At 43.5% G+C, this 22612-nt stretch carries 21 protein-coding genes and 1 pseudogene; 4 read left to right on the forward strand and 18 right to left on the reverse strand.

Annotation, left to right across the window (positions count from 1 at the left end; genetic code table 11):
* The 6 genes and pseudogenes from G496_RS21310 to ahbB form a co-directional block, all read right to left on the reverse strand.
* Nucleotides 1-317 (reverse strand): annotated as a pseudogene (locus tag G496_RS21310) (hypothetical protein); the annotation flags it as partial.
* Between the two features lie 60 nt (nucleotides 318-377).
* Complete coding sequence (locus tag G496_RS0116645; protein WP_027180263.1) at nucleotides 378-782, reverse strand: cytochrome c3 family protein; 405 nt, start codon at nucleotides 780-782, stop codon at nucleotides 378-380.
* Nucleotides 783-917: 135 nt separating this feature from the next.
* Nucleotides 918-1670 (reverse strand): precorrin-3B C(17)-methyltransferase, encoded by a 753-nt coding sequence (gene cobJ, locus G496_RS0116650; protein WP_027180264.1) that lies wholly within the window; start codon nucleotides 1668-1670, stop codon nucleotides 918-920.
* Complete coding sequence (locus G496_RS0116655; protein WP_027180265.1) at nucleotides 1664-2686, reverse strand: cobalt-precorrin 5A hydrolase; 1023 nt, start codon at nucleotides 2684-2686, stop codon at nucleotides 1664-1666. The genes cobJ and G496_RS0116655 overlap by 7 nt, the downstream gene beginning before the upstream one ends.
* 65 nt (nucleotides 2687-2751) lie before the next feature.
* Nucleotides 2752-4020: a glutamate-1-semialdehyde 2,1-aminomutase gene (hemL, locus tag G496_RS0116660; protein WP_027180266.1), complete on the reverse strand. Its 1269-nt coding sequence runs from the start codon at nucleotides 4018-4020 to the stop codon at nucleotides 2752-2754.
* Between the two features lie 16 nt (nucleotides 4021-4036).
* Entirely contained in the window at nucleotides 4037-4522 is a 486-nt protein-coding gene (ahbB, locus tag G496_RS0116665) for a siroheme decarboxylase subunit beta (RefSeq protein WP_027180267.1), read from the reverse strand.
* 293 nt (nucleotides 4523-4815) lie between these two features.
* Between ahbB and G496_RS0116670 the strand changes: the two genes are divergently transcribed.
* Both G496_RS0116670 and G496_RS0116675 read left to right on the forward strand, forming a co-directional pair.
* On the forward strand, nucleotides 4816-5805 hold the full coding sequence (locus tag G496_RS0116670; protein WP_027180268.1) for an NAD(P)H-dependent glycerol-3-phosphate dehydrogenase: 990 nt from the start codon (nucleotides 4816-4818) through the stop codon (nucleotides 5803-5805).
* A gap of 21 nt (nucleotides 5806-5826) precedes the next feature.
* A complete protein-coding gene (locus G496_RS0116675) occupies nucleotides 5827-6105 on the forward strand; it encodes a hypothetical protein (RefSeq protein WP_027180269.1) in 279 nt (92 codons plus the stop codon).
* A 166-nt stretch (nucleotides 6106-6271) separates the two neighbouring features.
* Here G496_RS0116675 and G496_RS20750 read toward each other — a convergent pair whose 3' ends face one another.
* The 5 genes from G496_RS20750 to G496_RS0116700 all read right to left on the reverse strand — a co-directional run bounded on the left by G496_RS20750 (nucleotide 6272) and on the right by G496_RS0116700 (nucleotide 10959).
* On the reverse strand, nucleotides 6272-6697 hold the full coding sequence (locus G496_RS20750) for a GtrA family protein (protein ID WP_051295119.1): 426 nt from the start codon (nucleotides 6695-6697) through the stop codon (nucleotides 6272-6274).
* The gene (locus tag G496_RS20185; RefSeq protein WP_084407603.1) at nucleotides 6694-7707 is read right to left on the reverse strand and encodes a glycosyltransferase family 2 protein; all 1014 of its coding nucleotides are present in this window, start codon (nucleotides 7705-7707) and stop codon (nucleotides 6694-6696) included. The genes G496_RS20750 and G496_RS20185 overlap by 4 nt, the downstream gene beginning before the upstream one ends.
* A 33-nt stretch (nucleotides 7708-7740) precedes the next feature.
* A complete protein-coding gene (locus G496_RS0116690) occupies nucleotides 7741-9231 on the reverse strand; it encodes a glucosyltransferase domain-containing protein (protein WP_027180270.1) in 1491 nt (496 codons plus the stop codon).
* Between the two features lie 351 nt (nucleotides 9232-9582).
* Nucleotides 9583-10542 (reverse strand): chemotaxis protein, encoded by a 960-nt coding sequence (locus G496_RS0116695; protein ID WP_027180271.1) that lies wholly within the window; start codon nucleotides 10540-10542, stop codon nucleotides 9583-9585.
* Between the two features lie 36 nt (nucleotides 10543-10578).
* Nucleotides 10579-10959 (reverse strand): ACT domain-containing protein, encoded by a 381-nt coding sequence (locus G496_RS0116700; RefSeq protein WP_211233855.1) that lies wholly within the window; start codon nucleotides 10957-10959, stop codon nucleotides 10579-10581.
* 156 nt (nucleotides 10960-11115) lie between these two features.
* Here G496_RS0116700 and G496_RS0116705 point away from each other — a divergent pair, with 156 nt between their 5' ends.
* Nucleotides 11116-11751, forward strand: a complete 636-nt coding sequence (locus G496_RS0116705) for a hypothetical protein (protein WP_051295120.1) — start codon at nucleotides 11116-11118, stop codon at nucleotides 11749-11751.
* A gap of 240 nt (nucleotides 11752-11991) precedes the next feature.
* Complete coding sequence (locus G496_RS0116710; protein WP_027180274.1) at nucleotides 11992-13680, forward strand: long-chain-fatty-acid--CoA ligase; 1689 nt, start codon at nucleotides 11992-11994, stop codon at nucleotides 13678-13680.
* A 96-nt stretch (nucleotides 13681-13776) separates the two neighbouring features.
* Here G496_RS0116710 and dxs read toward each other — a convergent pair whose 3' ends face one another.
* The 7 genes from dxs to ispG form a co-directional block, all read right to left on the reverse strand.
* Nucleotides 13777-15696 (reverse strand): 1-deoxy-D-xylulose-5-phosphate synthase, encoded by a 1920-nt coding sequence (dxs, locus tag G496_RS20190; protein WP_034633710.1) that lies wholly within the window; start codon nucleotides 15694-15696, stop codon nucleotides 13777-13779.
* A gap of 193 nt (nucleotides 15697-15889) precedes the next feature.
* A complete protein-coding gene (locus G496_RS0116720; RefSeq protein ID WP_027180275.1) occupies nucleotides 15890-16780 on the reverse strand; it encodes a polyprenyl synthetase family protein in 891 nt (296 codons plus the stop codon).
* Nucleotides 16770-17018, reverse strand: coding sequence for an exodeoxyribonuclease VII small subunit (xseB, locus tag G496_RS0116725; RefSeq protein ID WP_027180276.1), 249 nt, complete (start codon nucleotides 17016-17018; stop codon nucleotides 16770-16772). The genes G496_RS0116720 and xseB overlap by 11 nt, the downstream gene beginning before the upstream one ends.
* A gap of 52 nt (nucleotides 17019-17070) precedes the next feature.
* Complete coding sequence (locus tag G496_RS0116730) at nucleotides 17071-17976, reverse strand: M23 family metallopeptidase (RefSeq protein ID WP_034633711.1); 906 nt, start codon at nucleotides 17974-17976, stop codon at nucleotides 17071-17073.
* Between the two features lie 121 nt (nucleotides 17977-18097).
* Nucleotides 18098-19480, reverse strand: a complete 1383-nt coding sequence (gene xseA, locus G496_RS0116735; RefSeq protein WP_027180278.1) for an exodeoxyribonuclease VII large subunit — start codon at nucleotides 19478-19480, stop codon at nucleotides 18098-18100.
* A gap of 194 nt (nucleotides 19481-19674) precedes the next feature.
* Complete coding sequence (locus tag G496_RS0116740) at nucleotides 19675-21417, reverse strand: proline--tRNA ligase (RefSeq protein ID WP_027180279.1); 1743 nt, start codon at nucleotides 21415-21417, stop codon at nucleotides 19675-19677.
* A complete protein-coding gene (gene ispG / locus G496_RS0116745) occupies nucleotides 21418-22494 on the reverse strand; it encodes a flavodoxin-dependent (E)-4-hydroxy-3-methylbut-2-enyl-diphosphate synthase (RefSeq protein ID WP_034633712.1) in 1077 nt (358 codons plus the stop codon). It abuts the gene before it with no gap.
* Nucleotides 22495-22612: the final 118 nt, after the last annotated feature.

Genomic DNA, 22612 nt, shown 5'->3' on the forward strand with positions numbered 1-22612 from the left:
ACATCGTCACCAGCTTCGGCTACGTCATCGAGAACCAAGTCTACATCGTCATCTGATTCAGCTACGTCATCAAGAACCAGATCAACATCGTCATCTTCAACGATATCGTCCAAGACCAATTCTTCCTGACCGGAAGGACTGGTGTCTTCCGTCAGATTCAGATCTTCGGAAAAAAGGTCTTCAAGTTCTTTCTCAAAGCTTTCATCAATATTTGAGGCCACACCTCCGGAACTTTCTCCGGTGGCAGCTTCCTGCATCACTTCATCAAGATTGATGGACTCTTCTTTGGCCTTTTTATCCGGTGTATCCGGAGACATAGCGTACCCTCTGTAATAATTGGAAAAAAGGGGGCTATAAGCCCCCTTGAATTCATAAACTTACTTCTTAGGATGGCAAGCGGAACATTTAGTAGGACCAGTTGCCTTCTTGGCTTTCTTAAGAGCTTTATGACAGCCTACGCAGCTGTTTTCACTCTTTCTAGCGTGGAAAGCACTATAGAAAGAAGTGGGTTTCTTTTTACCTTTTTTGCTGGCGTCAATATGGCAGCCTTCGGCAGCACATTTCTTGATAGCACCAGATCCATCCCATTTGTGATGGCAGGTTTTACAGTCGATTGCAGCATGTCCCTTATGGGAAAATGCTACAGGAGTCTTGGTAGCTTTTGCACCGGCGGGGACTTTAATAGTCAAATCGCCGGGAGCATCAACTGCATAAAGAGCAGGCAATGCGAAAAGACATACCAGAGCAGCAGTTACCATGCTGATAAGCAGGGTCTTTTTCATCCTCAGAATCCTCCTTAAAAATAACGTTAACCTAGTTACAGTCTTCCCAAAACATCTAGTTGAGAAAGGTTAGCCTGTCAAGTATGGTGAAGAAAAACAAGCCTTAAATATCACGGGTATCAGAACCTGATTCGGCTAATCATCAAGGTCATATTTTGCCGCATATCCCCGTGGAGTGATCATTTTATCGTTCCATTTTCTGGTTGAATTATTGCCTATAAGCAGCACAGTCTGCATATCGATTTTATCTTCATCAACTTCACCAAGTTTAGAAATAATTACATTTTGACCTTCTCTGTCAGCTTTATTCACAATCCCGACAAAAGTATCATCTTTTTTAAATCTGCTCACAATATCAAGGGCTTTGCGCAAATGACCACTTCTTTTTCTGGATTTGGGATTATATATTGCTATCACAAAATCTGCATCTGCCGCTGCTGCCAGACGCTTTTCGATAACTTCCCATGGCGTCAGCAGGTCACTAAGACTTATTGATGCAAAATCATGCATAAGCGGTGCTCCAAGAAGTGCCGCAGCCGCGCAGAAAGCCGGAACCCCCGGTACAATTTCAAACTCTATATCCTTAGCATCATCTCTTTTCTCCAGAATTTCCATCACAAGACCGGCCATAGCATATATTCCGGGATCGCCACTGCATACAACAACTACATTTTTGCCTGCAGCAGCTCTTTCTACAGCCAGTTTACACCGCTCCACTTCACCCCGCATTCCAGTTGAAAGAACTTCTTTACCTTCAAGCATGGCTTTAGAAATCAAATCTATATATCCGGTATAACCGACTACAACTTCGGCTTGTTCAATTGTTTCAACAGCCCGAACAGTCATCAATTCTTTACTTCCCGGTCCGAGACCGACAACACTTAACATTTTACAGCCACCGCCACAGTTACTTTAGAAGTTTTTCTTTTGCCTATTATCAGTTTTCCGCCGGAACTTTTAAGAGCGGCGGCTTCACAGACACTGGCTACTCCAACCGTCTGAAGGACAAAATCAGACGGGGATTCAACATGCTGAGTTTCTAAATCTTCAGGAGAATAAAAAGCTGTTTCAACTCCCAGTTTTTTTGCCACAGCGAGAAGTCCGGCTTCATTTTTTTTCAAATCAACCGATGAAATTTTTACAATACGCTCACAACTCAAATCAGCTGAGGACAGAACCTGCGTAAGCAGTTCCATAATTTCAGTTTCAGAGGCACCCCGCCGGCACCCTATACCGATATAAAGGGATTCAGGATGAAGACACAATATTTTTTTATTATTTAGTGCTCTGCCGGTGCCTATATATATCCCGGTCTTGTCTCTGGTAAAATCTTCTAATGAATCAATTCTGACTGCGGGAAATTTAGCAGCCGGGCAAAATATTTCATGAGGATCGTAAATACAAATATCCTCTCCATCCAGCACAGCTGAACTCACATGCTTAAAAGCAGCGGGGTTTACAGCGTACAATCCTGATTCCTTAGCAACAAGATCAATTGAAGGCAGTCCACTGACATCCGTTGCCGTTGTTATTACCGCCTGTGCATTTATTTTAGCGGCAATCTTTTCAGTCAGTTCATTAGCTCCGCCCAAGTGTCCTGAAAGAAGGCTGATAACAAATTTTGCCTGCTGATCAATAACAACGACAGCAGGATCACTCAACTTTGACTCTAATAACGGAGCAATGGAGCGCACAACAATGCCGCAGGCGGATATGAAAACATGGGAATCGTATTTTTTAAAATTATCAGGAAAGATTTCAGAAAGTTTTCGGAAACTTATCGATTCAGCATCACAATAGCGGGACAGCACAAACAGGTCTGCATCAAATAACGACCTTAAAAGGATTCCGAGTTCAGCACCCTTTGCGGTCAAGGCATATATTGCAATTCTTTTATTTACCATGCCTGTTCCGAGTTATTACAGGAGAAAATCCGGACCGCCAAAGATAAGCGGTCCGGATAGCTAAATCAGCCTTTAAAACTTTTAACAGCATTAAGAGCTTTTTCGTAATCGTCCTCGGTATGCGCAAAAGAAGTAAAAGTACATTCAAATGCTGAAGGAGCGAGATTGATTCCATTTTTACGCATGTGCCTGTAAAATTTGGAATAAAGTTCAGTGTCACCGCTCTTGGCCGATTCAAAATCAACAACTTCACTATCGGTAAAGAAGAGAGTGAAGATTGATCCAATATGGTTGAGAGTGGTGGTAAAACCATTTTCAGCAAGGGCTTCTTTAAGCGCGGTTGCAAATTTGAGGGTTCTTTCTTCAAGAGCCTTGTAATCCTGCTTTGCAAGAGCGCGAACAGTGGCAAGACCTGCGGCCATCGCAACAGGATTTCCTGAAAGGGTCCCGGCCTGATACACGTCTCCGCATGGAGAAATGCGTTCCATATATTTACGCTTTCCACCATAACAGCCGACAGGAAATCCACCACCGATAATTTTTCCCATGGTGGTAAGATCAGGTGTTATTCCAAAACGTTTCTGAGCTCCACCAAGGCAGACTCTGAAACCTGAAATAACTTCATCAAAAATCAGCAGAGCTCCGTATTCATCGCAGATATCACGCAGTCCCTGCAGAAAACCTTCTCCGGGAAGAACAAGTCCCATATTCCCGGCAACAGGCTCAACAATAATAGCGGCAATATCACTGCCATGTTTTTCGAACACGGCCTTTACTGCACCCAGATCGTTATACGGGGCAAGCAGAGTATGTTTAACAATATCTTCGGGAACACCGGGAGTGCCGGGAATGGAGAAGGTAGCTAATCCGGAACCGGCACTTGCCAGAAAACAATCGCTGTGTCCGTGATAGCAGCCCTCAAACTTAAGGACCTTATCTCTTCCGGTAACGCCGCGTGCCAGACGCAGAGCACTCATAGTAGCCTCAGTCCCTGAGTTTACCATGCGGACCATCTCAATACCGGGAACCATTTCCACAATTTCGCTGGCCAGATTGACTTCATCCGGGCAAGGAGCACCGAAACTGGCTCCTTTCTTAACAGCTTCAATAGCGGCATTGTCCACTTCATCATAGCCGTGACCAAGCATCATGGGTCCCCAGCTCATAACGAAGTCGACAAGGTCTTCACCGTCAACAGTCCACATATGGCTGCCTTTGGCTTTTTCAATAAAACAGGGATCGCAGCCGACACTCTTACAGGCTCTGACCGGGCTGTTCACACCTCCGGGCATTACTTCCTGTGCTTTTTTAAAAAGATCTGAAGATGATGTCATATTAGATTAGCTCCTTTTATTCCGCATGAAAATATTTCATGGAAGTCTTTTTGAGTTCCTTTAAGCTGCGCAGAATACAATAATCTTCAATACCGGTTTCACTGATAAGTTCCTGCACTACTTTTTTGCAGTCTTCAGGGCCTTTACCATGAATCATAGTATATAGATTATATTGCCACTGGGGATAAGTTTTCCGTATGTAGCAATGACTTATTTCCATTCTGGCAGCCATTATCTCGCCAATTTTTTCAGGGTTTTCCTCTTCCCTGACACGCCATGCAACCATGGCGTTAGCACCGTATCCGGCTTTCTGATGGCGTAGAGTTGCTCCGAAGCGACGAATTATTTTTTCATTCTTAAGTCTGGTTAAAAGTTCCAGCACAGTGGCTTCATCTGTTCCGGCCTTTGCGGCTATATCCGCATAAGGGGTGGCACTTGCAGGAAGATTTCCCCCGGCATAGGCAAGAAGTCTTTCCTCAACTTCACTGAATTTAATAGCCATAAAAACAACTCCCGATCACCGCAGACAATATTTAAGAGTGCGGTGTAAAGATCTTTACTAAAACAATTGCCATGATCAATGATGGGGTATTACCTTCATATCGGTTCATCCTCAAGTAGCATGAGCGTTTTGTAAAATGACTATTACAAAATAATACCAGAATGAAACAAGGTTGCCATTACAAAGGCGCAATAGTAGTTATCTTGCCGGATCAAAGCTTGAAAAAAATCAAATCTATTCCTGATGATACCACATATTTTCAAAATTAAGTCGTATGTTTTAAAGGAGTTTTCATGAAAATAGCCGTCATAGGAGCTGGAGCATGGGGAACAGCTCTTGCCAACACTTTTGCCAAAAAAGGCATAGAAACGGGACTCTGGGCCAGAGACAGCAAACTGGCCGCAGAAATAAATCAGAGCGGAGTTAACAAGGAATACCTGCCCGAATGCCAATTGGATAGACGACTTGTGTGTGACAGCAATCCGGAAAAGATCATGTCCGGTGCTGATATTTTCATGATAGTTATCCCGAGCCAGTTTATCCGCTCCAATTTAAAAAATTTTAAACATCTTTTCCCGGAAAAACCTGTAGTTGTCTGCGCCAGTAAAGGTATTGAGCTGAATACAGGTGCGCCTATGTCCCAAGTGATCAGTGATTCGCTTGCCGGACTTTCTCCAAGATACGCCCACCTTTCAGGGCCTTCATTCGCCTTTGAACTCAGCGCGGAAATGCCGACAACGGTTGTATTAGGATGTGAAGATGAAAATCTCGGTAAAAATTTACAGGAAGTTTTTTCAACAAATTACTTCAGAGTTTACTCAAATCCTGATTTCAGGGGCGTTGAAATAGGCGGAGCAATAAAAAACATCATGGCCATAGCCACAGGTATTGCCGATGGACTCAATTTCGGACACAACACCAGAGCCGCGCTGATAACCAGAGGTCTGGCAGAAATGCAGCGGCTTGGAGTGGCAATGGGGGCAAACCCGGCAACTTTCATGGGGCTTTCAGGCATGGGTGACCTTGTGCTGACCTGTACCGGAGACCTCTCAAGAAACAGGCAGGTAGGCCTGAAGCTTGGAAAAGGGATCAAACTTTCAGAGATTTTAAAAATGCGCAAAGTCGCGGAAGGCGTAAAAACGACTGAATCTGTTCATGAGCTGGCAAAAAAAATGGGTGTGGATATGCCGCTTACAGAACAGATCTACCGGATCTTATACGAAGACAAAGACCCGGTAAAAGCTGTGCTTGATCTTATGTCACGTGAACTAAAGCAGGAATAAAAACTGTTTCAGGAGAAAATGATGAAAAGAATTATTTTAACGGCACTCTTGTTTTTCATTCTTGGAGGATGTGCCACATGGCAGAACCCGGATCTTGTCGACCAGTCAAAAAGGGATGAATATCTGCAACGGGATAAGGAATATTGCAATAAAGTCGCAGCAGAAGAAGTCCCCATAGGAGCTGGAACCGACGATGAAGCTCTGGAACCGACAACTTATGAAGCTGAATTTTCAGAAAACTACACTTCAGCCAATGCCTTTGAACGCTGTATGAATGATCGGGGCTGGACAAAAAAATAGGCCAACAAAAAAGCAGTCTTTTTCTTATTGAAAAAGACTGCTTTTTTAATTTCTGCAAGCAGCTGAAAAAATTAAACGTCCAGAGATTTCTGACGATACTTTTCGATTAAGGCAATGGCTCTTTCAGTAAGCTAATTTAATTCTTATCTACAAATTTTGCATAAGCTCAGTCAACTTTGGTTTGCGTTTTACATCCTATATTTCCAATGAAAACAAACCGCTGTAAAAGATAACTAAAAAATGGAAGAATCAAGGCTGTTAGCAAAGGTGCAGCTATAGCGGTTAAATTAAGCTGTTCACAGATAAGTCCAATACAATAACTGATAACAACTCCAAGACTGGAAGCCATAAGAAAACATGCATACTGCCGTAATGATCTGGATCTGACCTTAAAAACAAAATATGAAGCGACAAAAAAGGAAAAAAAATTGGCAACCAGAAAACCTAAAACATTAGCATACGCTACGGGTAAATATTTAATGAGCAGAGTAAATATACCTATGTGAACAGCTGTATTTACTACTCCGGCAACAATAAATCTAGCGAAGCGCCCCTTTTCCCTGATTGGTAAAAGCAGATATTCACGAATCATAAAGCGTCATTTTTTTCTTCTGATTTTTCATGAACTTTGGATATAATATACAAAGGCCTCATCTTAGTTTCTATATAAACTCTTCCTACATATTCACCCAAAGCTCCCAGAGCCAACAGCTGCATTCCCGCAAAAAAAGCTATTGCGGTCATGAGTGAAGCATACCCCTGAACAGGGTCTCCATAAAGAAGATGTCTGACAACAACGTACACGGCAAAGATAAATGCCATGGATGAAGTCAATATGCCGCATATCAATGCAACCCTCAAAGGAATTGTAGAAAATGAGATCAATCCGTTTGCGGCTAGTCCTAAGAGTTTAATCGGAGACCATTTGCTTTCACCTACAAAACGTTCAGGCCTATCAAAATAAATTCTTGTTGAAGAAAAACCTGGCCATGTAAGCAGACCTTTCATAAAACGGTTTCGTTCAGGCATTTTTTTAATGGCATCAACAACAGCTTTATCCATCAGTCTGAAATCTCCTGAATTTTCTGGAATTTTAGACTCACTGATAAAATTGAAAAGTTTATAAAAAAGACCGGCAGTAAGTTGTTTTGCATAACTGTCATGTTTTCTCGATTTCCGAACAGCAAAGACAACATCGTATCCTTTTTTCCATTCTTCAATCATTTCTAAGATAAGTTCCGGGGGCTCTTGCAGGTCAGCATCAATAGGAATAACAACGTCTCCCCTGCACATATCCAGCCCTGCTGATAGAGCTGCCTCTTTTCCAAAATTACGCGAAAACTTAAAGGCTCTTATGTATGGTTCTGGCCTAAGACACAATGCTTCATATGTATTATCAAAACTTCCATCATCAATACAAACGACTTCCATAGGGATAGAAATCTCATTCTGTATACTGGATATGGCTTTAAACAACGCATCGAGTCCTTCTCTCTCATTATATAAAGGGATAACAATGCTTATCAGGCTTAAATTTTCCCGGGCTTCAGGAGGAGTACTGATAATTCCTGAAATGTTAGAATTTTTTGAATCATTAAACATAATTACCTCTAATATTCTAAAGAACTTCTAATACTAATTATTTAAAATCAGTATCAAATCTCTACCATGCCTATATATTTTATAGTAATGGCTTTGTGTAAGAATCGGCATATTTTTAAGATCGTTACCCGTAACATCAGTCATACTGGTAAACCGCTTATACCTTTCCAGATAACATCCTGAAAATGACAACTGATACTCAACAGCCCATGCATGATTGGTTCTAAAGTCATTCACAATTGGGAAATTTTTTTCCACTCTCTTGAAATAACGAGAGCGACCAAGATTTCCACCTACATACAGCGTAGCTTTATTATCCAAAGAGGCAGAATTTATATCCTGAGCTATTGCAGCGACAATGGGCTTATGAAACTCATATTCGCACTCAAGAAGATTAAACATATTATAGCTAAACCCGAATGCCGAAATAATTATCGGCACTAACACCAACAAAATCCGCCTCTGCTTTTTTAAATACCAACCAGCAGTAATGAATAAGAAAAACGTAAATCCACTAAACGAAGTTAACATATAGCGTTTTCCTAAAATCGGGAAATTTATGAAACACATAGGAAGGAATGAAAATAGGAAAATAAGGAATGGAGAAAAGATTGCTATATAAAATAATAATCTGTCAGCATTTTTAATTTTTGCTGCTCTGCGATTGCAACGATAGAGTTTTAAAATAAAAAGTAAACTCAGAACAACAAGTATCCCCAGAATTATGATCTGCATCTGGCTGAACGAATCTAAAATAGCTCTAACAATATTTAAAAAATTATTACCTAAGTCATTTAAACCTTTTGTAGAGAATTCAACAAATTCTGTTCTTCCAGGCCTACGTGCGATATTGGCTATAAATGGAAGTTTCAAAAACAGCTTATACACCACGAAACCTAGAACTAGCTGAAACATCCTTCCAAACAATAATTTAATATTATTGTCATTCTTATAGACTCCGTAGACGACTTCTATAGTGGCTAGAGCCATAAAAAAGCCCAATGAAGTCTGAAAACAATTGAGACTCAGAAAAATGCACAAAGCGGAGTAACAGTGGTACTTAATTTTTTGTCTGGTACAATCTGGGACAGCAAAAATAAACGGAATTATAAGTAAGACAAGACTTAAAGAAAAACCAAGACAATCCATCTGAAATGACATAGCCAGCAGCAGGAAAGGATTAAAGACAAAACCAAACGCCATTAATGCGGCAGAATATGGATCATGATTATCGATATACAATTTCTTCAACAAAAAGCTGCCGAAACCGCAGGTAACTATGCTGAGAACCATCGGCAGCGGTGCTGGATTGTATATGCTTGAAGAATGACCAAGAAACCTTATTATTAGTGATGGAAGAAGTCTGCCATCATCATCCCAAGAGTTTCCTTTGAAAATTCTATAAAAATCATCATTGTAAGGAAGATAAGAAGTCAAAAAAGGAAGAAAATATAGTGCTATCAATCCGGTAAGAAGTATGAGAAATATTTTATCTTCTTTTCCAAAATTTATTTTTTTATACATGGCTCTTCCAAATTCTACCTTATTTTGTTCCTGAATATAACTAGATGGCTGCCCACACAAACTGACATATACTGTGGAACTCAATATCGTTTTTTTATTTATAATACAATGTATCGAGTATCTGTGAATAAAATCAGAACATTTCCAGTTTAACAGACCTGAGGTCAATAAGTAACCAAAGCTCTGGAACCGACAACTTATGAAGCTGAATTTTCAGAAAACTACACTTCAGCCAATGCGTTTGAACGCTGTATGAATGATCGGGGCTGGACAAAAAAATAGACCAACAAAAAAGCAGTCTTTTTCACTAAGAAAAAGACTGCTTTTTTAACTTTGCAAACAGCTAGAAAATTAAACGTCCAGAGATTTCTGACGATACTTTTCGATTAAGGCAATGGCTCTTTCAGTAAGCGCACTGAATTCAGGCTTGGTAACCTGATCGTCAGCTTTTACCTGCTCACCCTTGTGAAAGAGTCCCTTTGTAATAAGAGATGAAAAGAGAATAACCGGAAGCTTTGAAAGTTCTTTATCTTCCTTGATCTGCTTTGTCAGGGTATAGCCATCCATTCTGGGCATTTCAATGTCAGCTATAACAATATCAAGAACTTCAGTGATGTCACGGCCTTCTTCAGCAGCTTTTCTCTTTATTTCCAGTAGTCCCTGCCAGGCCTGTTCCCCATCGGAGAAGGCATTTACTTCAAAATTGGCATTTTCAAAATTTTTAAGCAGCAGAGCCCGTACCGAAGTTGAATCATCAGCTATAACGGCTTTATAAACCTCATCTCCGTGATATGTATTCTCTTCATCAAGTTTCATCATTCCCGGATTAAGTTCGGCAAGGATGCTCTCAAGATCAATCATTAAAACAAAGCGTTCTCCCAGACTGAGTGTCCCGGTGATGCAGTTTGTCTCAACTTCGGAAATATATTTGCTGGGAGCTTCAAGATCACCCCAGAAGACCCTGTGAATCTGGGTCACTCCGGAAACAAGAAACCCGGTAACCTCTCCATTAAATTCAGTTACCACGATAAGGTCTGTTTCTTTTATCTCTTTTTTTATATCAAGCCATACCGAAAGGTCTATTACCGGCAGAATAAGGTCTCGCAACGGTATCGTCCCCAGATAACTGGGATGCGGTGCTCCTTCTGAAACTTCAAGCCCGGCCGGGGCTTCGACAACCTCAAGAACCTTGGCAACGTTCACCCCGAAATAGTCACGCCGGGGAGCATCAAGGGAATCATCATCAATATAAAACTCGATGAATTCAAATTCATTTGTACCGGTCTCAAGAAGGATATCACTTTTACTCATCTCGACTGCCCACTCTGGTTTTATTTATCTTACTTTTCAAACTATTTTATAGCCATCAAGGCGCAGTGCATCCACAGCCCTCCCCAATGAAACAACTCTGACCAGAATATAATCCGTATCAAAAGTAGAAATAGCAAAAATACTTATTTTTTTCGAAGCCAGCACCGTGGAGATTCTGGCCAGTATTCCGGTCAAAGAAAAATCAAGCGGGCCTAGAACTTTTATTATACTGAAATCACCTTCGCTTTTAACACTTTCAGGAACATTTTTCTGTTCACAGACAATTGAGAGTTCTTCATCTGTTCTTGAGATACTGTAAAAACCATCCCGGTGAGACCATTCAGGAACTTCATCATCCGCTTTCAACCGGCAGACGGAAAAACTTCCATCCATTATTTTCAAAGCAGGTTTATCCACCACACACTCCGTTAAAATTTTACAACAGCTAAAACATGTTAAGATACTATACATTCTTTTATTTAAAGAAGCACACAAAAACAAGCATATTTACTACTCATCATAAGGAGTGTTAAGAAAAACGAAAATCAACCTGCTAAAATTTGAGGAATCCCTGTGAAATCATCACGACTTACAGCAATTTTGGTTATTCTTTCAACCATGCTCATCTGTGGTTGCTCAGCGCAGAGCAGTCAGTCTGTCAGCATCAACAACAACTTCTCCCCCAGCCCTGCAACGTTTGACTTCCATGTCACACTTTTCGAGCTTAACGATAACGGATTGCCTCAAAAGCTTGAATCTGGAACCGTTCCCATTGAGAAAGAAATTATCAGCGCACTTGAAGCAATGGGATACACTTATGCTCCCGGCCCTGAAGCCAGATATATTATCGAAGCAAGGCTCGGCAGTATTGATCCTAAGCTTGCGGTACTTCCTGAAGAACAGCAGATAGGGCTTATGAGTGGAATTGACTGGGGAATTGATGATTTTAACGACTACCCGGTTATGGTAGAAGAATGGTCCCCTGAGATACAGCGTATCAAGAGCGGCCCTGTTGCATGCCTTACAGCAGTACAACTGCTTATCCGTGAGCAGAACGACGGTAAAAGCAGAATTGTATTTCAAAACTTCCCGCATCCGCGTGCGGCATCATACACAATGGGTTGCCCTTTCAGCGAACTGTCAGAAGAAGGAATTGCCCAACTGAAAGGCAGTCTTCTGGACATTTTTGCCGAAAAACAGTCCCGTTAAAGTCACAGTAAACTGAAATTGCAGGGATTTAATACGGTAGTAAACATTCATACTTGCCAGAATGTTTGCCCCTTCATATACTCCCCCTCCCTGCTCTGTTTCACCTCCGGGTGTGATGGGGAATGGAAACGGATGCCCTTTATTCAAACCGATCGGAATATTTCAGCAGACCTGCGTGCTTAAGAGCCGTGCTGTTATTACATCCGAAGGTAAAAATTCAGCTATAATGGATGGACAAGAGTGGAACCGGATCGCCCATGGCTCAAACATTACGACCCTGAAGTTACTCCCGAGGTTGATTTCGAAGAAATTCCTCTTTTTGAACTGCTTGACCGCACCGCACAGAGATGGCCCAAAAGAAAGGCCATTGTCTTCCAGAACTGGTCGGTGACCTACGAAAAGCTCAAAAAGACAACCGAAATAATGGCCGCCAACCTGCGCAGCCACGGAGTTCGACCCGGAGACCGGGTAGCACTGATGCTTCCCAACTCTCCTCAGACTATAATGTCATACTGGGCCGTGCTGCGGGCCGGGGCGGTGGTGACCATGATAAATCCGCTTTACATGGAAACAGAGCTGGTCCACCAGCTTACAGACTCCGGGACCAAAACTCTTATAACCATTGATCTCCTGTGGAAAAAAATATCCACTCTTAAAGACAGGCTCAATCTCAGCAAAATATTTGTGACCCGCATAAGTGATGCCCTCCGGTTTCCTTTGAAGCAGCTTTACAATTTCAAAAGCCTCAGAGAGAAAAATCGTCCTCATATAGAATATGACGGAAATACTATAATTCAGTGGGATACTCTGACCAAAGGGACTGAGACCTACACGTCAACAACGGTGCGCCCGAAAGAAGACACTGCAATACTGCAATACACCGGTGGCACAACCGGTCTTTCCAAGGGCTGTAGCCTGACCCACGCCAACCTTGGGGCCAACGTGCAGCAGTGTCACGCCATGCTGCATAAGCTGGGAAGGGATAAAGAAACATTTCTGGGAATCCTGCCGTATTTTCATATTTACGGGCTTACTGTCTGTCTGAACTTTCCAACTTCTTTAGGGGCTACACAGGTTCCATTTCCGCGCTATGTCCCGATTGACGTTTTAAAAGCCATGCACAAGGTCAAGCCGACTATTTTTCCGGGAGCACCTTCGCTTTACATCTCACTGCTGCAACAGAAAAATCTCGATAAATACGATATTTCAACGGTAAAATACTGTCTGTCAGGCTCCTCACCGATGCCTGTTGAAGGTATACAGAAATTCAAAAAGGTTTTCGGAGCTGAAATTGTTGAAGGTTTCGGGCTTACGGAAGCTTCTCCCGTAACGCACCTCAACCCCCTCGAAGGCAAAAAGAAAATCGGCTCCATCGGAGTTCCCATTCCATCAACCGATGCAGCTATTGTTGACATGGAGGTTGGCAGCGTTCCCATGCCTCCCGGAAAGCTCGGAGAACTAATTGTCAGAGGCCCTCAGGTAATGAAAGGTTATTACAACCGGCCGGATGAAACAGCCGGAGCAATCCGCAATGGCTGGCTTTACACCGGTGATATCGGGTATATGGATGAAGAGGGTTATTTCTTCATTGTTGACCGTAAAAAAGATATGATCATTTCAAGCGGTTACAACATTTACCCCCGCGAAGTTGATGAAGTGCTCTACCAGCACCCTAAAATTATGGAAGCTGTAACAGTTGGCCTGCCTCACAAAACCAGAGGTGAAATCATCAAGGTTTATATTGTCCTCAAAGAAGGCGAAGCCATGGATCGTTCCGAAGTTATAGCCTACTGCCGTGAAAAGCTCGCGGGATACAAGGTTCCCCGACAGGTTGAATTCAGGACCTCACTACCCAAAACCATGGTTGGCAAGGTTCTCAGGCGTGCGCTGCGTGACGAAGAGGAACAGAAAAAATCATGTAAAAACTGATAAAATCAGTGCCAGCTTAATAAAAAGAAAACCTCTCCGAAAAAAATCGGAGAGGTTTTTATTTTTTAATTATTTAAAGAGATATTATACTGAAAGCTATTTTAGATTCATAATTTCCTTAAGAGCTTTCTTCATGCCATTCTTATCAATGCCAAGTTCTTCGCGGAGTTCCTGTTGAGTTCCATGCTCCACAAACTGATCCGGTATTCCCAGCATCTTTAAATTATGGCCGTTAAGCAGATTATTCTCCACAGCAAATTCAAGGATGGCTGAGCCGAATCCACCTGCTTTGACATTCTCTTCAACTATCACAATATTTTTAAAGCGCTTAAAGATGTCCTTCAGTCCTTCTTCAGGAAGAGGTTTGACGAATCTGGCGTTATACACAGCCACAGCCTTACCAGTTTCCTCATCTATCTCTTCCACTGCTTCTACAGCAGGCCAGACTCTGGAACCGAGAGCAATTATAGCTGCGTCAAATCCATCACGCAAAAGCTCACCCTCACCTAAAGGAATCACCGAAGGATGACGCTCCAGAATAGCACCTATTCCCACTCCACGGGGATAGCGGACAGCAACCGGACCGTTATAATCAAAAGCGGTGGCGATCATTCTGGATAATTCAGCTTCATCTTTCGGAGTCATATAAACCATATTCGGAATATGCCTCAAAAAGGATATATCAAAAACGCCGTGATGGGTTGCACCGTCAGCCCCCACAAGGCCGCCGCGATCAAGGAAAAAGTTCACATTGAGATTCTGTAGACAGACGTCATGAACGACCTGATCATAAGACCGCTGCAGGAAGGTTGAATAAATTGCCACTGCCGGCTTGAAGCCCATTGTAGCCAGCCCTGCTGCAAATGTTACAGCATGCTGCTCACAGATACCGACATCGACAAATCTTTCAGGAAAACGGTTTCTAAAACAGTCTGTACCGGTCCCTTCAGGCATAGCGGCGGTAATGGCAAAAATCTTTTTATCTTCTTCTGCCAGCTGACAGAGGATGTCACCAAAAATTTTAGTATATGACGGCAGACCGCCCTTAAATTTCGCAGCACGCCCAGTCTCAGGAACAAAGCTTCCAACACCGTGGAAATGGGTCGGATTTTCTTCTGCCGGAGCATAGCCCTTACCTTTCTTTGTCAGGACATGAACCAGACATGGAGTCTCCATTTTCTTGACCTGCTCAAAGACATCTTTAAGAGCATCAACGTTATGACCGTCGATAGGGCCAAGGTAGGTGAAATGCAATGCTTCAAACAACATTCCCGGAGTAAAGAAACTTTTGAAGGAATCTTCAGTGCGTTTGGCATACATAGCCAGATCATCACCAATTTTAGGAATCTGTTTTAAAATTCCTTCAATATCTTTTTTAAATCGGGTCAGTCCGGGATGGGAAAGTTTACGGCTGAGAAAAGACGATAGTGCTCCTACGTTGGATGAAATGGACATTTCGTTATCATTTAAGACAACAACCATTTTCTTGCCAAAATCACCAGCCTGATTCAGTCCCTCAAATGCTTCACCGGCGGTCATCGATCCGTCACCGATTACAGCTATACAGTTACGGTGGCTGTCTTCAAGTGATGAGCCGACCGCCATACCGAGAACAGCTGAAATTGAAGTGCTGGAATGTCCCACTCCAAAATGGTCCCAGCAACTTTCAGCCATACGGGGAAATCCGCTGATTCCACCCTTCTGGCGAAGAGTATGGAATTTATCGAATCTTCCGGTAAGCAGTTTGTGGGCATAAGCCTGATGACCAACATCCCAGACAAGTCTATCCTGTTGAAAATCAAAGCAGGAATAAAGAGCAAGAGTAAGCTCCACAACTCCGAGGCTGGGAGCCAGATGGCCTCCGCCTTTGGAAACAGTGGTGATGATGCAATCCCTGATTTCTTTGGCCAGCTTCGTCAGCTTCTCATTATCCATGGAAGCTATTTCAGAAGGATGTTTTATATTTTTAAGAATCGGGAAGTCTTCATTCCCGCAAAAACTTTCAACTTTTTTCATAGTCCCCCTATACAGCCGGGCCCGCTGCTTCGCCAAAGGCAAAATAGTAAAATGTATTAAAGCGGACTTATTGCCATAACAGTCCGTTTCAGTACAGCCCAAGACTCATCCATTGCATAAGTTAACAGTGTTAACTTATGTTCTAACATAAATGACCAACGCATATTTCCGGCTAAGGCGCTGGTTATTATGATTAATAAACTCTATCTACAATATACCTGGCAAGCTCACGGAGAAAGTCAGCTTCATCCCCGGAATAAGGCTCAAGAAGCTTAACAGCATCTTCAACATATCCGGAAGCAAGCTTTTTACTTTCTTCAAGTCCGATGAGGCTGGGATAAGTCGTTTTGCCCTGTTCTTCATCACTTCCGACAGGTTTACCAAGAGCTGCTTCATCTCCGATAACGTCAAGGACATCATCAACGATCTGAAAAGCAACACCTATAAGCCTGCCGTACTCTTCAGCACAGCTGACATGCTTTTCAGCATCACTGCCTTTTGAAGCAAGGACAGCTCCGCATTTACATGAAGAATAAATCAGGGCTCCAGTCTTCATTGCGTGCATAGCGCGCAATTCTTCAAGACTGACTCCATCCCTTCCTGTATATTCCATATCCACTTCCTGACCTCCGACCATACCGGCAGCACCGGCGGCTTCGGCCATAATGGAAATAGCGCGCAAAACATTTTCAGCAGGAACAGCAGCTCTGGTCATAAGCCCGAAAGCTTCTGTCAGCAATCCGTCACCGGCAAGAATAGCTGTGGCTTCACCGAATTTTTTATGATTGGACGGTTTACCACGGCGCAGATCATCGTCATCCATTGCCGGAAGGTCATCATGTACCAGTGAATAAGAATGAATAAGCTCAAGACTTGCGGCGAAGGGCATGACCTCTTTCGACTCCAGACCGAGCATTTTTGCCCAGACCAGAACCAGAACAGGACGCAACCTTTTACCACCGGCCATAAGGCTGTATTCCATGGACTCAAGAAGAGTCTCAGGAATATTTCTGTCCTTAAGGCATATTCCCAGATATTCCTCAACTTCGGCGGCATGCACCGCGAGTTTTTCCTTAATCGTCATCTACGGATTCCTCACTTTCATCATCTATATCTTCAAAGTCTTTCAGCAAACCATCGCTGACAACTTTAACTTCATTTCTGGCATTTTCCAGCTGAACAGAGCATCCTCTTGCCAGTTCAAGACCTTCTTTGAACAGAGAAACACCATCTTCAAGAGGCAGGTCTCCGCGCTCAAGACCGGTCACTATCTCTTTAAGCCTTTCCAGTCTTTCCTCAAAACTTCTATTGTCTTCCTGCATAATCAGACTCCGGGCCAGACTTAAGACCCCTAAAGAATTTTATAAGCCGCAATTAACCGGCTGCTCCCAGAAGGGCGTCCGCATTCTTTTCAAGCAATGGTTTCGGGTCAACAAGCTTTCCGTTCACACTTATACTCAAGTGAAGGTGAGGGCCAGTGACTCTACCAGTAGAGCCTATCCTGCCCACAACCTGTCCCCGCTCAACCGTGTCGCCTTCCTTAACATCGAATTCGGAAAGATGGAAATATAACGAAATGACCCCGTTTCCATGATCTATGTATAAGGAATTACCAGCATAATAATGTTTTCTGGCTAAAAGAACCTTTCCACCGGCAACAGCTTTTACCGGAGTTCCTTTGGCTCCCCTGAAATCAAGACCTCGATGAGGATTCTTAGGCTTACCATTTAAAATTCTACGCAGGCCGTAGGTACTTGACAGAGACCCTGCCACAGGACGCTCAAATGGAAGAAACCATTCTCTGCTGGTACTATAGGTCGAGAGAGCTTTACCGGATTCTTTGCGGTCCTGTTTGATTTTAGTATAAACTTCAGTTGGTGGGGTTACCATTTTCTTAGGCAGTGTCAGCTTCTGAACCGGATATTTTTTGGCAACAATTCTTATTGTCCTTTTAAACTCCTGCTCTTTTCCCGCTGCGGTAACTTTTATAACAACTTTTTTCTTTCCCGGTTTATCACTGAGAACATCTGTCCCTAACATTTCGACAGCAACATCTCTGCCATTCCATTTGGAGACTTCAGGAGAGAATTCTCCAGACATCCAGCCTATGCTCACACTACTGACAGGATCTGTTGAGGTAACGCGAACCAGAAAAGCCTGTCCTAGCGGAACAGCTTTCGGGCAGGCAAGTGTAATTGCTGCTTCCGCAACAGAAGCACTGAAAAGAAGGCCAAGCATAAGGGCAAAAACAAACACATTACTAAGACGCTTTAAAAACATAAAATTCATCCATCTTTTTTAGCCGTACAAATCCGGCCCTATTTTTTTAATAAAGAGAAAACTAAATTGTCAAAACCATATTTTAATGAATTAAATTTGGCAAATTACTTAAACAAAAATATTATTCATTTTTCTTAACTCTGGCGCGAACTTCTCCGGAACGCACTCTGATAGCCAACATTTCCCCGTTATCAACTTCATCCGGATCACGCAGGAATTTTCCACTTTTTTCAATGCGGACCAGACTGTAACCACGCTCCAGAGGTTTTTCAGGATCAAGAAGCCGCAATGATTCCGACAACGAATTCAAACTGTTTTCACTTTTCAGCATGCGGTGATCCATTGCCATCAAAAGACGATTCTCAAAAAGCTCTACAGAAGATGAGAGCGCGTCGATGCTGCCGGGACCAAAAGAAAGAGACAATCTTTCTCTAAGCCTTTCCAGCTCAGATTCTTTGCGGGCCATCCCGATTTTAAAAGCACTTTGCAGTCTCATCAATTCGGTATCAAAGGCAGCCCCCAGCCTTTCCATGCGCTGGACTGGTGAAAGCCACATCAAACCTTTTTTCAAGGATTCAAACCTTGAACTACGGGTCTCAATAAAATTTTTAAACTCTTTAACCAGCCGAAATTCCATCTCATCAACAGACTGCATCAGCACCTGCCGTCTGGGCCATAGAAGCTGTGCGGCATGGCTCGGCGTTGCAACTCTTTTGTCTGCAACATAATCAGCAATGGAAACATCAACTTCGTGTCCGACTCCGCAGACAACGGGAATAGTAGCCCTATACAACGCTTCAGCAACTTTTTCAGTATTGAAGGCCCATAAATCTTCCAGAGACCCACCACCTCGAATGAGAACCAGAACATCCGCCCAGCCATCATCGCAGGCAAGGTCAATTGCTGAGGCGATCTGCTCGGGAGCACGGTCACCTTGAACAAGGCTTGGATAAATTCTTATTTCGGTCCCTGTTCCCCGTTCATCAGCAATGCGAAGAAAATCGTGAATTGCCGCTCCCGTTTTCGCTGTGACAACAGCAACTCTGCCCGGAGAGCGAGGTAACTCCATTTTACGGTCTTCATCAAAATATCCCCGTTCAGCCAGATTTTTTTTCATGGCTTCAAAAGCCAGACGCAGGTCACCTACGCCCTGCTCCTGTACCAGCTCCACTATGAGCTGATAAACTCCCCTTGGCGGGTAAACATTGATATGACCGGCACAAAGGACCTCCATGCCGTCTTCCAGAACAAGCGGATTCCCTGTTTCAACTTCACCTGTAAGGGGATTGACTCTGCTTTCTTCACTGCCTGAGGACTGGGCCTGATTTCCTTTGAACCAGACCACATTTATACCGGCATCACCATCGGTCAGCGTGAAATAGATATGACCTGAAGCCGGTCTGGACAAATTGGTAACCTGCCCTTTTATCCAGACGAAAGGGAACTCGGTCTCAAGAACATCCTTGACTGCTCGGGTTATGTCACTGACAGAAAATATTTTCATGGTACGACAGGGTAAGCTCAACCGGCCTGTAGTTCAATAACTAAGTTAAAATCACCGTTAACCGAGCTGGTTAGCAATTAAAAAAATGGAATCAGTAATTCATTTCTGCTGAAAACAAAGGGCCTGACATGTTTTGAGATATGTCAGGCCCTTATTTTTATATAATGTTATCCATTTATTTTACTAAGCGAGGCTTAAAGAGCAAGCCCCCATGAATGCCAGATGTCGGCGCGCCATGCGGAAAAAGCCTCTGAAAATCCTTCCAGCGGAAGCTCAATTTTTTCACCGCTCTTGCGGTTCTTGGCTTCCACAATTCCGTTCTTGAGACCTTTACCACCAAGAACAATCTGCATGGGATATCCAATCAGGTCAGCTTCAGCAAACTTGACGCCGGGACGTTCCTTACGATCATCATAAGCAACATCAACGCCCATTTCGAGCAGAGTTTCATACAGTTCGCCGGCTTTTTCATTAACAGCCTCATCTTTGCCACCGAGTGAAATCAGGCAGACCTCAAAAGGAGCGATAGACGGCGGGAACACAGCCCCATTTTCATCATTGTTCTGCTCTATTGCAGAAGCAACAATTCTGGAAACTCCAATACCATAGCATCCCATTACCATAGGTTTGCTTTTTCCGTTTTCATCAAGGAAAGTAGCTTCCATTGCTTCCGTATATTTGGTTCCCAGCTTGAAGACATGACCGACTTCAATACCCTTGGTCAGTTCTATGGAAGCTCCACACTCAGGGCAGGGGTCATTTTCGGTAATGACACGCAGATCTGCGAACTTCTCAATCTTACAATCTCTACCGAGTGAGAGATGCTTGATATGGGTATCCCCTTTATTGGCACCGGCAACCCAGTCAGTTGAAACACAAAGTTCGTGGTCCGCAAAAATTCTTTCAATTTTAAGACCGACAGGACCGGCAAAACCGACAGGAGCTCCAGTCCACTCGCGAACCTGTTCTTCGGAAGCAAAATTAATTTCATTTCCGCCGACCAGATTACGTAATTTAGTATCATTAAGTTCACGGTCACCACGAATCAGGGCTGCAACAGGCTCACCGTCAACTTCAAAAAGCAGGGTTTTGACCAGCTTATCAGCCGTAATACCCATAAATTCACAGACTTCTTCAACGGTATGTTTGCCCGGTGTGGCAACTTCTTCTACCGGAGCACACTCGGCATTGCAGGCACATTCACCATTGGGAGCGTGTACTGCGGCCTTTTCAAGGTTTGCCGCATAACCACATTTTTCATTGGAGCAGACGGCAATTGTATCTTCGCCTGTATCGGCAAGAACATGAAATTCATGAGAGAAGTTACCACCGATAGCACCGGAATCAGCCTGAACAGCACGAAAACGCAAACCGATACGTTCGAATGATTTTTTATATGCATTAAACATTATGCGGTATGATTCTTCAGCACCGGCCTCATCTTTATCGTAGGAGTAACCGTCTTTCATTACAAATTCACGGCCGCGCATGAGTCCAAAGCGGGGTCTGATTTCATCACGGAATTTAGTCTGAATCTGATAAAGATTAATAGGCAGCTGCTTATAAGACTTAACTTCACCGCGAATAAGATCAGTCATGACTTCTTCGTGTGTAGGTCCGAGGCAGTAGTCACGGCTGTGTCTGTCACTTATGCGCAGCAGTTCCTTGCCGTAATAGTCCCAGCGTCCGGATTCCTTCCAGAGATCGCCGGGCTGAACCATTGGAAGCAGGACCTCAACGGCTCCGGCCTTGTTCATTTCTTCGCGTATAATACCCGCCACTTTATTAAGCGACTTGAGCCCCAGAGGGAGATAGTTGTAGATACCGCTTGTAAGTTTGCGGATCATTCCCGCACGCATCAGCAGCTTGTGAGAAACAACTTCCGCCTCGGCGGGATCTTCTTTCAGAGTCGGGATGTAATAACGGCTCAGACGCATCTATTTTCCTCTCTTTTCTTCTAAAAACTTTTCTATTTCTTTCATAAATTCGGGCAGTAAATTCTCATTGCCATGAACTTTGCGTAAAACTTCACCTTTGCGGAATATAATTCCCAGATCCTTACCGCCTGCAATTCCTATATCAGCTTCTTTTGCTTCACCGGGACCGTTCACAACGCAACCCATGACCGCAACTGTAAAAACATCTTCTATTCCGCGCAATTCTTCTTCAACTTGCTGCGCAAGTCCGATGAGATCAATCTCAGTGCGTCCGCAAGTCGGGCAGGAGACAATTTCAGGTCCGCGTTCACGCAGTCCAAGAGATCTCAGAATCTCCCATGCCACACCGACTTCAACAACAGGATCATGAGTCAGAGAAACGCGCATGGTATCTCCAAGTCCTTCCCAGAGCAGGATACCAAGGCCGACGGAAGATTTAACTGTTCCACGGACCAGAGTTCCGGCTTCGGTTATGCCTATATGCTGGGGGTAGTCAACTTTTTCAGCCAGCAGCCGGTAGGCGGCTACAGTATTTAAAACCGAAGAAGACTTAAGCGAAATTTTAATATCGCTGAAACCACGCTTTTCAAGCATATCAACGTGCCCAAGAGCACTTTCAACCATAGCTTCGGGTGTAGGACCGCCATACTTTGACAGCAGCGACTTTTCCAGAGAACCGCCGTTTACACCGATACGGATAGGCACCCCATGTTCCAGTGCAGCAGAGACAACAGCATCCACCTTTTTAGGGCCGCCGATATTACCGGGATTGATTCTAAGACCTTCAATCCCTGCTTCTACAGCTGCAAGAGCCAGCCTGTAATCAAAATGAATGTCAGCAACAAGCGGGACTTTAGCCTGTTCGTGAATATCGGAAAGAACCGCTGCCGCAGCAGTGTCTGGAACGGCAATACGCACTATTTCGCAGCCGGCACCAGCTAGTTCGTTTATCTGGGCGACGGTTGCGTCGACATTGCGGGTATCGGTATTGCACATGGATTGAACCCTGACAGGATTATCTCCGCCGATTCCGACATTCCCGATTTTTATTTCACGGGTTTTTCTTCTTTTTATCATTGTTCACCAGCGTTAAAAACGTTTTTACCGTTGAATTATATCAAAAAATAAAGCCCGCCATATACACGGACATAATCTTGAAAACATCAAATTTGCGCGACCATAATATATATAATGA

The organism is Maridesulfovibrio bastinii DSM 16055 (genome assembly GCF_000429985.1).
Classification (GTDB): domain Bacteria; phylum Desulfobacterota; class Desulfovibrionia; order Desulfovibrionales; family Desulfovibrionaceae; genus Maridesulfovibrio; species Maridesulfovibrio bastinii.

Coding starts and splice junctions, on each gene's coding strand:
- G496_RS0116720 (WP_027180275.1), bottom strand. CDS start 16,780: ATGACGATTAAGGAAAAACTCGCGGTGCATGCCGCCGAAGTTGAGGAA.
- cobJ (WP_027180264.1), bottom strand. CDS start 1,670: ATGTTAAGTGTTGTCGGTCTCGGACCGGGAAGTAAAGAATTGATGACT.
- G496_RS0116740 (WP_027180279.1), bottom strand. CDS start 21,417: ATGCGTCTGAGCCGTTATTACATCCCGACTCTGAAAGAAGATCCCGCC.
- G496_RS0116670 (WP_027180268.1), top strand. CDS start 4,816: ATGAAAATAGCCGTCATAGGAGCTGGAGCATGGGGAACAGCTCTTGCC.
- G496_RS20750 (WP_051295119.1), bottom strand. CDS start 6,697: ATGATTCGTGAATATCTGCTTTTACCAATCAGGGAAAAGGGGCGCTTC.
- G496_RS20185 (WP_084407603.1), bottom strand. CDS start 7,707: ATGTTTAATGATTCAAAAAATTCTAACATTTCAGGAATTATCAGTACT.
- G496_RS0116730 (WP_034633711.1), bottom strand. CDS start 17,976: ATGTTTTTAAAGCGTCTTAGTAATGTGTTTGTTTTTGCCCTTATGCTT.
- G496_RS0116690 (WP_027180270.1), bottom strand. CDS start 9,231: ATGTATAAAAAAATAAATTTTGGAAAAGAAGATAAAATATTTCTCATA.
- hemL (WP_027180266.1), bottom strand. CDS start 4,020: ATGACATCATCTTCAGATCTTTTTAAAAAAGCACAGGAAGTAATGCCC.
- xseB (WP_027180276.1), bottom strand. CDS start 17,018: ATGCAGGAAGACAATAGAAGTTTTGAGGAAAGACTGGAAAGGCTTAAA.
- G496_RS0116695 (WP_027180271.1), bottom strand. CDS start 10,542: ATGAGTAAAAGTGATATCCTTCTTGAGACCGGTACAAATGAATTTGAA.
- G496_RS0116645 (WP_027180263.1), bottom strand. CDS start 782: ATGAAAAAGACCCTGCTTATCAGCATGGTAACTGCTGCTCTGGTATGT.
- dxs (WP_034633710.1), bottom strand. CDS start 15,696: ATGAAAAAAGTTGAAAGTTTTTGCGGGAATGAAGACTTCCCGATTCTT.
- ahbB (WP_027180267.1), bottom strand. CDS start 4,522: ATGGCTATTAAATTCAGTGAAGTTGAGGAAAGACTTCTTGCCTATGCC.
- ispG (WP_034633712.1), bottom strand. CDS start 22,494: ATGATAAAAAGAAGAAAAACCCGTGAAATAAAAATCGGGAATGTCGGA.
- xseA (WP_027180278.1), bottom strand. CDS start 19,480: ATGAAAATATTTTCTGTCAGTGACATAACCCGAGCAGTCAAGGATGTT.
- G496_RS0116655 (WP_027180265.1), bottom strand. CDS start 2,686: ATGGTAAATAAAAGAATTGCAATATATGCCTTGACCGCAAAGGGTGCT.
- G496_RS0116675 (WP_027180269.1), top strand. CDS start 5,827: ATGAAAAGAATTATTTTAACGGCACTCTTGTTTTTCATTCTTGGAGGA.